Source organism: Streptomyces sp. NPDC059909, assembly GCF_042730885.1.
GTDB lineage: Bacteria > Actinomycetota > Actinomycetes > Streptomycetales > Streptomycetaceae > Streptomyces.
The window spans coordinates 170,666-184,203 of sequence record NZ_JBHWKX010000001.1; the positions used below are offsets into that span (position 1 = coordinate 170,666).

Sequence of the window (13,538 nt, forward strand, 5' to 3'; positions counted from 1 at the left end):
GCCAAGGGCAGCTGACAACGCGCTCCGTTCTCGGAGCAAGCTGCCGATGAACCCGCCGACCGCGCCAATGCTCAGGCCGGCTGTCAGTAGCTGGCTGCGGCTCACCGATCGCATGGCTGCCCTTCCTCTGAGATGGGTCAAGGTGGATGCGCCGTACCAGAACGCATCGTATCCACCCAGCGAGGACACGCCTACCGTGAGACGGCAAAGGGCGGACCGTGTTCCGTCGAGTGCCGGACACGATCCGCCCTGATGACTGCGCAGAGGCCTCAGACCTCTTCGTCCTCCGCAGTTTCCTCGGAGAGCCCCTTCTCCATGACCCGCCCCTCTCCGGGAGCGAGCGTGCCGAGGATGCGGTCCAAGTCTTCTATCGAGGCGAACTCGACGACGATCTTGCCCTTCTTCTGACCCAGGTCGACCTTCACTCGGGTCTCGAAGCGGTCCGACAGGCGCGATGCCAGATCGGAGAGCGCCGGCGAGAGACGGGCGCCCGCCCGGGGTCCCTTCGGCTTCGCGGTGCTCGAGGGCCGCGACCCCATCAGGGTCACGATCTCCTCAACTGCACGCACCGAAAGGCCCTCGGCCACGATGCGGTGTGCCAGTCGGTCCTGCTCCTCGGAGTCCTCCACCGAGAGCAGAGCACGGGCGTGACCGGCGGAGAGCACACCTGCAGCGACGCGGCGCTGAACCGGAGGCGAAAGGCGGAGCAGTCGCAGCGTGTTGGACACCTGCGGACGCGAGCGCCCGATCCGGTCGGCCAGCTGGTCGTGCGTGCAGTTGAAGTCCTTGAGCAACTGGTCGTAAGCAGCGGCCTCCTCCAGCGGGTTCAGCTGTGCCCGGTGAAGGTTCTCCAGAAGGGCGTCCAGCAGAAGCTTGTCGTCCTCCGTGGCACGCACGATCGCCGGGATGCGCTCCAGGCCCGCTTCACGGCATGCCCGCCAGCGGCGCTCACCCATGATGAGCTCATACCGGTCGGGACCCAACTGACGAACGACGACAGGCTGGAGGAGACCAACCTCCTTGATGGAGGTGACCAGCTCGGCGAGCGCGTCCTCGTCGAAGACCTCACGAGGCTGTCGAGGGTTCGGCGTGATGGTATCCAGGGGCACCTCGGCGAAGTGAGCCCCGGCCGGGGACATGACCTCGGGGACCACCTCCGGCTCGGGCTCGGCCGCCCGCGGCTCGGGAGTCATGGGCCCTGGCGGCAGCGTGGTCACCTTGGCGGCGGCCACACCCCGCTCCGCCGTGAGGACCGGTCCTGCGCCCGCTGATGCCGGGCCGGTCCCGTCGGAAGCCACCGGCTTCTCCTGCGGAGCGGCCGGGATCAGGGCACCGAGCCCACGCCCCAGTCCTCTACGTCGCTCGCTCACTGGATCCCCTCCGACATGCTCTGCTGGTTGTTCTGGCTGACCACATGGGCAGCCGGAGCATCGTAATGGACCCCGACCCCACGCAGTGCGATCTCACGCGCTGCCTCAAGGTACGACAATGAGCCGCTGGAGCCCGGGTCGTAAGTGAGGACCGTCTGCCCATAGCTGGGCGCCTCCGAGATGCGCACGGACCGAGGGATGCTCGTCCTCAGCACCTCATCACCGAAGTGGCTGCGGACCTCCTCCGCCACCTGCGAGGCGAGCCTCGTCCGACCGTCATACATGGTGAGCAGAATCGTCGACACATGCAGCGTGGGATTGAGGTGGCCGCGTACCAGGTCGACGTTGCGCAGGAGCTGACCCAGGCCCTCAAGTGCGTAGTACTCGCACTGGATGGGGATCAGCACCTCGGCGCCCGCGACAAGGGCGTTAACGGTCAGCAGGCCGAGCGACGGCGGGCAGTCGATGAGGATGTAGTCCAGCGGCTGCTCATACGACTGGATGGCCCGCTGCAGTCGGCTCTCCCGCGCCACCAGAGAGACCAGCTCGATCTCCGCACCGGCGAGATCGATGGTGGCTGGGGCGCAGAAGAGGCCTTCGACGTCCAGGACCGGCTGGACCACTTCGGAGAGAGGCTTGCTCTCCACCAGGACGTCATAGATCGAGGGGACTTCGGCGTGGTGATCGATCCCCAGCGCCGTGGAGGCGTTGCCCTGTGGATCCAGATCGATCACCAGAACGCGGGCGCCGTGCAGCGCCAGCGAAGCGGCAAGGTTGACCGTTGTGGTCGTCTTACCCACTCCGCCCTTCTGGTTGGCGACCACCATGACGCGTGTCTGCTCAGGTCGAGGAAGACCTTCGCCGGCACGGCCCAGAGCCTCCACCGCCAGTTGGGCAGCACGACCAATGGGGGTGTCGTCCATCGGAGGTGGTGTTTCACGTGAAACATCCACCCCCGCTGACTCGGTACGGGGACCTGGGACCGGATCGGTCATCGGTCCCGCGATGTTGGCGTCGGACCGCAAGGATTCACTCTCCTCGACTTCAGACTCGCGATGAACAGAGCCTGCCATGTCTTGGGGGTCGTGAACCAGCGAGGCCGGTGGTTCTGTGGAGGAATCCACCTCTGTGGACAATTCGATAGCCCTCAAGAAGGGCTTGCGGTTACGGGGAGCGGCAGCCGCGCGACCGCGGCTAATGATTCCCTGCAGCAGTGAGCGACGTTTCACGTGAAACACGATGCCCGCGCCTCACGGTCACATCGTTACGACACTCCGAAATGCGTACGTATGGGGATGCAGACCAACGACCAGTTGGCGGGCACCACACATGAGAAAACCTCAGCGACGGAAGACCTCACCGACGCCGGGGCGCGTCAACGACGACGGCGAGTGCGACCCGTCCTGGCAGCCTTGGCCCGCTTGGCCGCAAAGCGAACACCGCCGGGGCTCTCCCCGACCTCGACCCGCACCACCGTGGAAAGCGGATCCACGATCCCCTCCCCGACATGCAGCACAGAGGTCTCCACCACCCCCAGCTTGCTGAGGGCCGCACGAGCGCCGTTGAGCTCCTCCTCCGCGGTGTCGCCCTTGAGCGCCAGCATCTCGCCGTACGGACGCAGCAGCGGAACGCCCCATCCCGCCAGCCGGTCCAGTGGAGCCACGGCACGTGCTGTCACCACATGCACCGGCGGCAGCTTGCCGAGAACCTCCTCGGCCCTGCCCCGCACCACCGTGACATGGTCCAGCCCCAGCAGCTCGACGACCTCCTGAAGGAAATTCGTGCGACGCAGGAGCGGCTCAAGAAGGGTGATCTTGAGATCCGGGCGAACGAGAGCCAGTGGGATACCCGGGAGGCCGGCGCCGGACCCGACGTCGCAGACGGTGACGCCTTCCGGGACCACCTCGGAGAGCACGGCACAGTTCAGCAGGTGCCGCTCCCACAGCCGCGGCACTTCACGCGGACCGATCAGCCCGCGCTTGACCCCCGCGTCCGCGAGCAGCTCCGCGTACCGGACGGCCTCGGGGAAGAACTCACCGAACACCGTCCGCGCCGCCTCGGGCGCCTGGGGAAGCTCTGCTGCCTCCGTCACCGGAACCGTCCTTCCATACCGCGCTACCGCGCTGTGGTGGCTGACTACAGGCTGACAAAGTTCGGCCCCGCCTGCGAACAGACGGGGCCGAGGGAACGCTCAGGTCAGGCCGGGAGCACGACGACGAAGCGCTGGGGCTCCTCGCCCTCGGACTCACTGCGCAGACCGGCGGCCGCGACCGCGTCGTGCACAACCTTGCGCTCGAACGGAGTCATCGGCTTCATCCTCACCGGCTCACCGGTGTTCTTGACCTCGTCCGCGGCCTTGGCCCCGAGCTCGGCGAGCTCGGCACGCTTCCTGGCCCGGAAACCCGCGATGTCCAGCATGAGCCGGCTGCGGTCCCCGGTCTCCCGGTGCACCGCGAGACGCGTCAGCTCCTGGAGTGCCTCGAGCACCTCGCCGTCCCGGCCCACAAGCTTCTGCAGATCCCTGCTGCCCGTTTCACTGATGATCGAGACCGCGGCCCGGTCCGCCTCGACGTCCATGTCGATGTCGCCGTCGAGATCGGCGATGTCGAGCAGGCCCTCGAGGTAGTCGGCGGCGATCTCCCCCTCCTGCTCCAGGCGGGTCAGGGTGTCGCCACCCTCAGCGGCGGCGGAGGTGGTGCCTTCCGTCACGGATGGACTCCTTCTTACTTCTTGGACGACGGGTGCTTGGGCCGCTGCTGGCCCTTGCGCTGTCCGGACTTGGCTTGGCGGGCCGACGCGGGGGCGGTCTTGCCCACCGGCTTCGGCTTGGCGTCCTGCGGCTCGTCCTGCTTCTCGAGCGACGTCTTCGAGTCGCTCGAGGTGGTCGATGCGCTCGACGTGGAGTCCTGCTGAGCACCGCCGGCCTGAGTGGCAGCGGCCTGGCGCTGAGCCTTGGTCTGGCGCTTGGGCTGCTGACGCCTCGCTGCGGCACCCCCGTCGGCCTCGGCGGTGACGGTGTCGCTCTTGACGACCGTGCCGTCCGCCTGGGCGGCGAAGCCCTCCTTGGACAGGGCCGCGATGAACCGGCGCTCGTTCTCGTTGCGGTCGGAACCCTTGGCGACGATGGCCTGGACGACGCTGCGCTTGCGGCGGCCGCGCACCTCAGCGTGAGTCGTGATGCCCTTCAGCAGACGCTGCAGGTAGTTGTCCTGCGCCTTCGAGCCCGGGGTGGGGTTCTGGTTGATCACGTACATCTGCTGGCCCATGGTCCACACGTTGGTGGTCAGCCAGTAGACGAGAACACCGACCGGGAAGTTGATGCCCGTGACGGCGAAGATCACCGGGAAGATGTACATCAGCATCTTCTGCTGCTGCATGTACGGCGTCTTGACCGTGAGGTCGACGTTCTTCTGCATCAGCTGGCGCTGCGTGTAGAACTGCGACGCCGACATCAGGATGATCATGATCGCGGTGACGACGCGGACATCGGTCACCGAAGCGTGGAGCGACTCGACCTTCTCCGCGGAGTCCATGAACTTCGCGGCGATCGGAGCGCCGAAGATCTCGGCCTGCCGCGCGCTGTCCACCAGGGTCTGGTTGAGTACGCCGATCGTCTTGCCGTTGGCGATGTTGCTCAGCACGTGGTAGAGCGCGAAGAAGAACGGCGACTGCGCGAGGATCGGAAGGCACGAGGACAGCGGGTTGGTACCCGTGTCCTTGTACAGCTTCATCATCTCTTCGGACTGACGCTGCCGGTCGTTCTTGTAGCGCTCCTGGATCGCCTTCATCTTCGGCTGGAGCGCCTGCATGTTCCGCATCGACTTGATCTGCTTCACAAAGAGCGGGATCAGACAGATACGGATCAGCACCACCAGCGACACGATGGACAGTCCCCAGGCCCAACCAGTGTCGGGGCCGAAGACCGCCCCGTACAGGCTGTGGAACTGGACGATGATCCAGGAAACAGGTGTGGTGATAAAGCTGAAGAGACTGGCAATCGTGTCCACTAATCAGGCTCCTTGAGCATTGGGCGAGGTCTCTGCGGCCGGGCTGGTCTCAGGGGGGTGCCCGCCCTTGCCACCACGCAGGTGGTCGCGCAGCAGCTCGTGCCAACGAGGTCGTTTACGCGGCGGAACATGGTCCACACCACCTGGCGACCACGGATTGCACCGCAGAATGCGCCAAGCGGTCAGGGCCGTGCCCTTCACCGCGCCGTGCCGGTCGATGGCCGTATATCCGTAGTGGGAACACGACGGGTAGTACCGGCAGACAGGCCCGAGTAGCGGGCTGATCGTCCACTGGTACAGCTTGATCAGGGCCAGCAGCGGGTATTTCATCGCGCGCCCCCTCCCAGCAGCCGCTGAAGAGCGGCGTCCAGGTCTCGGGCCAGCTGTGCATGGTCGGCGTCGCCCGCTCCGGGCAGCGCCCGTACGACCACCAGGCTACCGGGGGGCAGCTCGGACAGTCGTTCGCGCATCAGGTGCCGCAGTCGCCGCTTCACCTGGTTGCGAATGACCGCGCCACCTACAGCCTTGCTCACGACGAAACCCGCACGCGTCGGGGGAGCGCTCTCCCCAGGCGCGTGCGGGTCCGTTGCACCGCTGCGTAGATGGACGACGAGTAGCGGGCGTCCGGCCCGGCGTCCTCGACGTACCGCGGTCGCGAAGTCCTCGCGCCGCCTCAGCCGATTCTCGGTAGGCAGCACGTCATGACCTGTTAGCGATCAGGCGGACAGGTTCGCGCGACCCTTGCTGCGGCGGTTCGCCAGGATGGCTCGGCCGGCACGGGTACGCATGCGCAGGCGGAAGCCGTGGGTCTTCGCGCGACGACGGTTGTTCGGCTGGAAGGTGCGCTTGCTCACTCGGGGGCTCCAGAAATGATTCGTGTAGTGGCGGGGCATCGCCTGGCTGTCACCGTGCGCCCACGAGTAGCTCGCAATACGCCCGAGTGCACCGCTTCACAATCACTGATCGTGATCTTTGCCCATCGGAGGCAGGCGGCAGCAGCCATCGACAACTCGACCTGGTTACGGTACGCGCGGCTACGCCATTCGGTCAAACCAGGGTCACGGCGCGCCCCGCTGTGCACAGGCTGTGGACAACAACTTGAACCACGCGGGTCGGCCTGACTACCGTGACTGGACTCGAATTCCTTTCCTACCCGCCTGCCGGACCTGACCGACCCGTCCCGAGAACCACACATTCGTGGGACCTGTGAGAGAGCGTGCCTTGTGGCTGACGTACCTGCCGATCTTGCCGCAGTGTGGCCACGAGTGCTGGAGCATCTCCTGGGAGAGGGCCAGCAGGGCATCGAACCCAAGGACAAACAGTGGATCGAGCGCTGCCAGCCACTCGCACTGGTGGCCGACACTGCGCTCCTCGCCGTCCCCAATGAGTGGGGCAAGCGTGTCCTCGAGGGCCGGCTGGCGCCGCTGATCAGCGACACCCTCAGCCGCGAGTGCGGCCGCCCGATCCGTATCGCGATCACCGTCGACGACTCCGCGGCCGAGCCGCCCGTGCAGCAGCAGCCCCGCTACCAGGGCCCGCAGCACGACGAGCCGCGCCAGAGCGACACGTACGAGAGCTACGGCCACCGCCCCACGAGCGACGACGGTCTGCCGACGGTCCGCCCCGCGTACCCCGACTACCAGCAGCAGCGCCCGGAACCCGGCGCCTGGCCGCGCACCCAGGAGGACCTGTCCTGGCAGCAGCCGCGGCTCGGCGGGTTCCAGGAGCGCGACCCGTACGCCACGGGCCGCCCCCAGCAACACGACTACCGGTCGCCGATGCCCGACCGCGGGCATTACGACCAAGGGCGCCACGAGCGGCACGAACTGCCGGAGCGTCAGAACCCGAGGCACGGCGGTCCGCCCGGCCCGCCGGTCGGGGGAGTACCCGGCAGTCATGCCCCCGGCCCGCTCGGCGCACAGCCCGCGCCGGCCCCCGGTCCCGGTGAGCCGCATGCCCGGCTGAACCCCAAGTACCTCTTCGACACCTTTGTCATCGGCGCGTCCAACCGGTTCGCGCATGCGGCCGCCGTCGCGGTGGCCGAGGCCCCGGCGAAGGCGTACAACCCCCTGTTCATCTATGGGGAGTCGGGACTGGGCAAGACCCATCTGCTGCATGCCATCGGGCACTACGCGCGGAGCCTCTATCCGGGTACGCGGGTGCGGTACGTGAGCTCCGAGGAGTTCACCAACGAGTTCATCAACTCGATCCGCGACGGCAAGGGCGACGCGTTCCGCAAGCGCTACCGGGATGTGGACATCCTGCTCGTCGACGACATCCAGTTCCTCGCGAGCAAGGAGTCGACGCAGGAGGAGTTCTTCCACACCTTCAACACGCTCCACAACGCGAACAAGCAGATCGTGCTGTCCTCGGACCGGCCGCCCAAGCAGCTGATGACCCTGGAGGACCGGCTGCGCAACCGCTTCGAGTGGGGTCTGACCACCGATGTACAGCCGCCCGAACTGGAGACGCGAATCGCGATCCTCCGTAAGAAGGCGGTGCAGGAGCAGCTCAACGCCCCGCCGGAGGTACTGGAGTTCATCGCCTCCCGGATCTCGCGCAACATCCGCGAGCTCGAGGGCGCGCTGATCCGGGTCACGGCCTTCGCGAGCCTCAACCGGCAGCCGGTCGACCTCGGGCTGACCGAGATCGTGCTCAAGGATCTGATCCCGGGTGGCGAGGACAGCGCCCCGGAGATCACCGCGAGCGCGATCATGGCGGCGACCGCCGACTACTTCGGGCTGACGGTGGAGGACCTCTGCGGGTCCTCGCGCAGCCGGGTACTGGTCACCGCCCGCCAGATCGCGATGTACCTCTGCCGCGAGCTCACGGATCTGTCGCTGCCGAAGATCGGTGCGCAGTTCGGCGGCCGCGACCATACGACGGTGATGCACGCGGACCGGAAGATCCGCGCGCTGATGGCCGAGCGACGCTCGATCTACAACCAGGTCACCGAGCTCACCAACCGCATCAAGAACGGCTGAGGCCGCCCGGCCTCCACAGAACTGCAAGGTCTGCGAGGACCGCACAGCAGGCTGTGCACACGGCCTCGAAGGGCGCCCCGGGACGAATCCCGGGGCGCCCTTCGGCGTTCCCGGCCCTGCCCCGTGCGACCGCGGTGCCGCCTCGCCGACACGGACTCGCCGTCGCGGTGTTCGAATACGTACCGGCGTCAGCCCGTTCTCCACAGAACTGCGGACAATCTTCCGTCCACAGCCTGGGGACTCCTGAGTTGTCCAGATTGCGTCCACAGGGCCACTTGCCGAGACTTGATCACTCCAGGTCAGCCGGTTGTGGATTTGTGGCCAACCGCGCTCCACAGACTGTGGACGGGCGGCTCGTCCACAGGGCGCGATCAAGGTTGTCCCCACCCGGCCCACAGCCGAGGCCGTGTTGCCCACAGCTTCTCCACACCCCTGTCCACTGTTCGGCAACGAAACACCCGAGCTCACCGGACCGAGTGAAAGGCGTCACACCAAGGTGCTGGATTGGTCTGTGGGGAACCTGGGTAAAGCTGGGGACAGCACTGGGGAGAAGTCCATGTGGCCTGTGCACCGGGTGTGCAGAACTTTCGGGCGTCCACAGAAAGCCCGGGTTGTCCACCGCTCGCGCCCACAGGGCCGGTGGACAAAAAATCGGGTCTGACCTGCGCGGATGGCGTTATCCACGGTTTCCACAGGCCCTACTACTACTCCCACTCAGAGATACCGGGGAATTCGCTTCGAAGAGGGTCCTGTGCACAACTCGGCGCCGGGGCTCCGGCTGCCTCTTGTCTCGACTTGACCCCGAGCCGCACCGAGTGTCGGTGCGGTGCGTCAGACTGGTCTCCGGCATCGGCCCCTGGCTCCGGCTGGGGACTCCATGCCGACGACGAAGGCCAGCAGGGCGAGCGAGCAACAGCAGGAGGCGGTTCCGGTGAAGATCCGGGTGGAGCGCGATGTACTCGCGGAGGCGGTGGCGTGGGTGGCCAGGAGCCTCCCGGCCCGTCCGCCGGCGCCCGTTCTCGCGGGCCTTCTTCTGAAGGCGGAGGACGGCGCTCTCAGCTTCTCCAGCTTCGACTACGAGGTCTCGGCGAAGGTCTCGGTCGAGGCGGAGGTCGAGGAGGACGGGACGGTCCTCGTCTCCGGCCGCCTCCTCGCCGACATCTGCCGCGCCCTCCCCAACCGGCCGGTGGAGATTTCCACAGACGGTGTACGGGCGACGGTCGTCTGTGGCTCCTCGCGCTTCACACTCCACACCCTGCCTGTGGAGGAGTACCCGGCGCTGCCGCAGATGCCGACCGCGACCGGCACGGTCCCCGGCGAGGTCTTCGCCTCCGCCGCCGCCCAGGTCGCCATCGCCGCGGGCCGCGACGACACACTGCCGGTCCTCACCGGCGTACGGATCGAGATCGAGGGCGACACCGTCACCCTGGCGTCCACCGACCGCTACCGCTTCGCGGTCCGCGAGTTCCTGTGGAAGCCGGAGTCCCCGGACGTCTCCGCGGTTGCCCTGGTGCCCGCCAAGACGCTGCTGGACACCGCCAAGTCGCTGACCAGCGGTGACACCGTCACCCTGGCGCTCTCGGGCTCCGGCGCAGGCGAGGGCCTGATCGGTTTCGAGGGCGCCGGCCGCCGCACCACCACGCGGCTGCTGGAGGGCGACCTGCCGAAGTACCGGACGCTCTTCCCCACCGAGTTCAACTCGGTCGCGGTGATCGAGACCGCGCCGTTCGTCGAGGCCGTCAAGCGTGTCGCCCTCGTCGCCGAGCGGAACACGCCGGTGCGGCTCAGCTTCGAGCAGGGCGTGCTGATCCTGGAGGCCGGTTCCAGCGACGATGCACAGGCTGTGGAGCGTGTGGACGCACAGCTGGAGGGCGACGACATCTCGATCGCCTTCAACCCGACGTTCCTGCTGGACGGCCTGAGCGCCATCGACTCGCCGGTGGCCCAGCTCTCCTTCACCACCTCCACCAAGCCGGCGCTGCTCAGCGGCAAGCCGGCGATGGACGCGGAGGCGGACGAGGCGTACAAGTACCTGATCATGCCGGTGCGACTGAGCGGCTGACCTGCTGATATCGGCCGCAGGCCATGCGCCGCATGAGCGGCTGACCCCACAGGTGTGCACCCGCGCCCGGGCGTAGGCTCGGACGCGGGTACGAAACCGCACACGACGCAAAAGGAATCTCTGATGGAGCTCGGTCTCGTCGGTCTCGGCAAGATGGGCGGCAACATGCGCGAGCGCATCCGCCGCGCAGGCCACACCGTCATCGGTTACGACCGCAATCCGGAACTCGCCGATGTCCCCAGCCTCGAGGAGCTGGTGGCCAAGCTCAAGGGCCCTCGTGTCGTGTGGGTGATGGTCCCGGCGGGCGCCGCGACGCAGTCCACCGTCGACGAGCTGGCCGAGCTCCTGTCCCCCGGCGACATCGTCGTCGACGGCGGCAACTCCCGCTGGACGGACGACGAGAAGCACGCGGTCGAGCTCGGCATCAAGGGCATCGGCTTCGTCGACTGCGGTGTGTCGGGTGGCGTGTGGGGCCTGGAGAACGGCTATGCGCTGATGTACGGCGGCGACCCCGAGCACGTCGCCAGGGTGCAGCCGATCTTCGACGCGCTGAAGCCCGAGGGCGAGTTCGGCTCGGTGCACGCGGGCAAGGTCGGTGCCGGCCACTTCGCGAAGATGGTCCACAACGGCATCGAGTACGCCATGATGCAGGCCTACGCCGAGGGCTGGGAGCTGCTCGAGAAGGTCAACTCGGTCACCGATGTCCGTGAGGTCTTCCGCTCCTGGCAGGAGGGCACGGTCATCCGTTCCTGGCTGCTCGACCTCGCGGTCAACGCGCTGGACGAGGACGAGCACCTGGAGAAGCTGCGCGGTTACGCACAGGACTCCGGCGAGGGCCGGTGGACTGTGGAAGCCGCCATCGACAACGCGGTGCCCTTGCCCGCGATCACCGCGTCGCTGTTCGCGCGGTTCGCGTCGCGCCAGGAGGACTCTCCGCAGATGAAGATGATCGCGGCCCTGCGGAACCAGTTCGGCGGGCACGCGGTCGAGAACGCGAAGTAATCCACAGCCTGTTGACCGGCCTGTCGATATACGGCGAGAGCGGCGGGCGGCAGGCGGTACACAGGCAGTGAGAGGCAAGCCGGGGGAGGTCGGCGTCGATATGCATGTCACGCATCTGTCGCTGGCCGACTTCCGCTCGTACGCCCGGGTCGAGGTCCCGCTCGACCCGGGCGTCACCGCGTTCGTGGGGGCGAACGGACAGGGCAAGACCAACCTGGTCGAGGCCGTCGGCTATCTCGCGACCCTCGGCAGCCACAGGGTCGCGTCGGATGCCCCGCTGGTACGGATGGGAGCTGACCGGGCGGTCATTCGCGCGGCCGTCACCCAGGGCGAGCGGTCCCAGCTGATCGAGCTGGAGCTCAATCCGGGCCGGGCGAACCGGGCGCGGATCAATCGGTCCTCGCAGGTCAGGCCACGGGATGTGCTCGGGATCGTACGGACCGTGCTGTTCGCGCCGGAGGACCTGGCGCTGGTGAAGGGCGATCCGGCTGAGCGGCGGCGCTTCCTGGACGAGCTGGTCACGGCGCGGTCGCCGCGGATGGCCGGGGTGCGGTCGGACTACGAGCGGGTGCTCAAGCAGCGCAACACGTTGCTGAAGTCGGCGGCGATGGCGCGGCGGCACGGCGGCCGGTCGATGGATCTGTCGACGCTCGACGTGTGGGACCAGCATCTGGCACGGACGGGCGCGGAGCTGCTGGCGCGGCGGCTGGATCTGATCGCGACGCTCCAGCCGCTCGCCGACAAGGCGTACGAGCAGCTGGCGCCGGGCGGCGGGCCGGTCACCCTCGAGTACCGCGGGTCGGCGGGCGCGGAGGCGCACACCCGTGAGGAGCTGTACGAGCAGCTGATCGCCGCGCTCGCGGAGGTGCGCAAGCAGGAGATCGAGCGGGGCGTCACGCTCGTCGGGCCGCACCGTGACGAGCTGCTGCTCAAGCTGGGGGAGATGCCGGCGAAGGGGTACGCGAGCCACGGCGAGTCCTGGTCGTACGCGCTGGCGCTGCGGCTGGCTTCGTACGACCTGCTCAGGGCCGAGGGCAACGAGCCGGTGCTCGTCCTCGACGACGTCTTCGCGGAGCTGGACGCCCGGCGGCGTGAGCGGCTTGCGGAACTGGTGGCTCCGGGTGAGCAGGTACTGGTGACGGCGGCTGTGGACGACGACGTTCCGGGGGTGCTGGCGGGGGCGCGGTACGCCGTCGCGGACGGGGCGGTGGAGCGCGTATGAGCGAGAACGAGGCGGCCGGGGTTCCTGAGCCCTCCGGGGTCGACCTTGCGCGGGTCGCGCTGCGCGCGGCCAAGGAGCAGGCGCGGGCGCGTGGTGCGGCGGCGCAGGAGAAGCGGCAGGCCAGGCGGGGTGGCGGACTGCGGTCCGGGGCTCGTGCGGACGGCCGGGACCCGCTGCCGCTCGGCGCGGCGATCAATCGGCTGATCACCGAGCGGGGCTGGGAGACGCCTGCGGCGGTCGGCGGTGTGATGGGGCGCTGGCCGCAGATCGTGGGCGAGGACCTGGCGAAGCACTGTCTGCCACTGCGGTACGACGAGGATCCGGACGAGCGCGTGCTGACGGTGCAGTGCGACTCGACCGCGTGGGCCACGCAGCTGCGGCTGCTGGCGCCGCGGCTGGTGGCCCGGCTGAACGAGGACCTCGGCCAGGGAACCGTCCGTCTGATCAAGGTCCTCGGCCCCGGTGGCCCCCCGCGTCGGTACGGCGCGCTCCGTGCCCCGGGCAGCACGGGCCCGGGCGACACCTACGGCTGACCTGCCGCCGGTCCGCCCCAGCTCCCTTCCTTCACCTGTGCCTGTCCTTCAGCTGTGCCTGGGAGCACCCTCCTCCTTCTCCCGTGCCCGGGGCGTCCTGTGCCCGGGAGCTGCCTTGTATCCCGGCTCTGGCCCGCTGCCTGGCGCGGGGCCACAGGCCCTGAGTCCCCTCGCCTCTGGGCTCCGCCCTTCCCGGCGCCGCACTCCAGCCCCACTCCAGCGCCCGCCTCGCATCCGCCGAAGGTGCCCGGCGGCGCCTGCGTCCCACCCCGGTCGCAGCCCACTGTGCCCCCCGAAACCCGCGTGGCTCATGAGGCGTCCCTCACCGTAGCCGGAGGTTGACAGGCCGAAGCGCTCA

The 13,538-nt window shown here is 68.1% G+C and carries 13 protein-coding genes; 5 read left to right on the top strand and 8 right to left on the bottom strand.

Annotated elements, in window-relative coordinates:
• Nucleotides 1-269: 269 nt before the first annotated feature.
• The 8 genes from ACFV9O_RS00825 to rpmH all read right to left on the bottom strand — a co-directional run bounded on the left by ACFV9O_RS00825 (nucleotide 270) and on the right by rpmH (nucleotide 6,231).
• Nucleotides 270-1,370, bottom strand: a complete 1,101-nt coding sequence (locus ACFV9O_RS00825; protein ID WP_385410734.1) for a ParB/RepB/Spo0J family partition protein — start codon at nucleotides 1,368-1,370, stop codon at nucleotides 270-272.
• Nucleotides 1,367-2,443: a ParA family protein gene (locus ACFV9O_RS00830; protein ID WP_385410736.1), complete on the bottom strand. Its 1,077-nt coding sequence runs from the start codon at nucleotides 2,441-2,443 to the stop codon at nucleotides 1,367-1,369. The genes ACFV9O_RS00825 and ACFV9O_RS00830 overlap by 4 nt, the downstream gene beginning before the upstream one ends.
• Before the next feature lie 302 nt (nucleotides 2,444-2,745).
• A complete protein-coding gene (gene rsmG, locus ACFV9O_RS00835; RefSeq protein WP_385410737.1) occupies nucleotides 2,746-3,462 on the bottom strand; it encodes a 16S rRNA (guanine(527)-N(7))-methyltransferase RsmG in 717 nt (238 codons plus the stop codon).
• Between the two features lie 104 nt (nucleotides 3,463-3,566).
• Complete coding sequence (locus tag ACFV9O_RS00840) at nucleotides 3,567-4,079, bottom strand: protein jag (protein WP_385410739.1); 513 nt, start codon at nucleotides 4,077-4,079, stop codon at nucleotides 3,567-3,569.
• Between the two features lie 14 nt (nucleotides 4,080-4,093).
• Nucleotides 4,094-5,377 (bottom strand): membrane protein insertase YidC, encoded by a 1,284-nt coding sequence (gene yidC / locus ACFV9O_RS00845; protein ID WP_385410741.1) that lies wholly within the window; start codon nucleotides 5,375-5,377, stop codon nucleotides 4,094-4,096.
• A 3-nt stretch (nucleotides 5,378-5,380) separates the two neighbouring features.
• Nucleotides 5,381-5,707, bottom strand: coding sequence for a membrane protein insertion efficiency factor YidD (gene yidD, locus ACFV9O_RS00850; protein ID WP_017946339.1), 327 nt, complete (start codon nucleotides 5,705-5,707; stop codon nucleotides 5,381-5,383).
• Complete coding sequence (gene rnpA, locus ACFV9O_RS00855) at nucleotides 5,704-6,075, bottom strand: ribonuclease P protein component (RefSeq protein WP_385410743.1); 372 nt, start codon at nucleotides 6,073-6,075, stop codon at nucleotides 5,704-5,706. The genes yidD and rnpA overlap by 4 nt, the downstream gene beginning before the upstream one ends.
• A gap of 18 nt (nucleotides 6,076-6,093) precedes the next feature.
• Nucleotides 6,094-6,231: a 50S ribosomal protein L34 gene (gene rpmH, locus ACFV9O_RS00860; protein WP_018846094.1), complete on the bottom strand. Its 138-nt coding sequence runs from the start codon at nucleotides 6,229-6,231 to the stop codon at nucleotides 6,094-6,096.
• A 369-nt stretch (nucleotides 6,232-6,600) separates the two neighbouring features.
• On the opposite strand from rpmH, the gene dnaA reads away from it, so the two are divergent.
• The 5 genes from dnaA (at nucleotide 6,601) to ACFV9O_RS00885 (ending at nucleotide 13,180) form a co-directional block, all read left to right on the top strand.
• Nucleotides 6,601-8,361 (top strand): chromosomal replication initiator protein DnaA, encoded by a 1,761-nt coding sequence (dnaA, locus tag ACFV9O_RS00865; RefSeq protein ID WP_385410746.1) that lies wholly within the window; start codon nucleotides 6,601-6,603, stop codon nucleotides 8,359-8,361.
• A gap of 931 nt (nucleotides 8,362-9,292) precedes the next feature.
• Nucleotides 9,293-10,423: a DNA polymerase III subunit beta gene (gene dnaN / locus ACFV9O_RS00870; RefSeq protein WP_385411100.1), complete on the top strand. Its 1,131-nt coding sequence runs from the start codon at nucleotides 9,293-9,295 to the stop codon at nucleotides 10,421-10,423.
• A 123-nt stretch (nucleotides 10,424-10,546) separates the two neighbouring features.
• Nucleotides 10,547-11,425: a phosphogluconate dehydrogenase (NAD(+)-dependent, decarboxylating) gene (gnd, locus tag ACFV9O_RS00875; RefSeq protein ID WP_385410747.1), complete on the top strand. Its 879-nt coding sequence runs from the start codon at nucleotides 10,547-10,549 to the stop codon at nucleotides 11,423-11,425.
• Between the two features lie 100 nt (nucleotides 11,426-11,525).
• Nucleotides 11,526-12,647: a DNA replication/repair protein RecF gene (recF, locus tag ACFV9O_RS00880; RefSeq protein WP_385410750.1), complete on the top strand. Its 1,122-nt coding sequence runs from the start codon at nucleotides 11,526-11,528 to the stop codon at nucleotides 12,645-12,647.
• On the top strand, nucleotides 12,644-13,180 hold the full coding sequence (locus ACFV9O_RS00885) for a DUF721 domain-containing protein (RefSeq protein WP_385410752.1): 537 nt from the start codon (nucleotides 12,644-12,646) through the stop codon (nucleotides 13,178-13,180). The genes recF and ACFV9O_RS00885 overlap by 4 nt, the downstream gene beginning before the upstream one ends.
• Nucleotides 13,181-13,538 lie beyond the last annotated feature (358 nt).

What these genes read in the sequence shown, in the direction of transcription:
- ACFV9O_RS00830 (WP_385410736.1), bottom strand. Translation starts at nt 2,443, where the DNA reads ATGGCAGGCTCTGTTCATCGCGAGTCTGAAGTCGAGGAGAGTGAATCC.
- yidD (WP_017946339.1), bottom strand. Translation starts at nt 5,707, where the DNA reads ATGAAATACCCGCTGCTGGCCCTGATCAAGCTGTACCAGTGGACGATC.
- gnd (WP_385410747.1), top strand. Translation starts at nt 10,547, where the DNA reads ATGGAGCTCGGTCTCGTCGGTCTCGGCAAGATGGGCGGCAACATGCGC.
- recF (WP_385410750.1), top strand. Translation starts at nt 11,526, where the DNA reads ATGCATGTCACGCATCTGTCGCTGGCCGACTTCCGCTCGTACGCCCGG.
- ACFV9O_RS00885 (WP_385410752.1), top strand. Translation starts at nt 12,644, where the DNA reads ATGAGCGAGAACGAGGCGGCCGGGGTTCCTGAGCCCTCCGGGGTCGAC.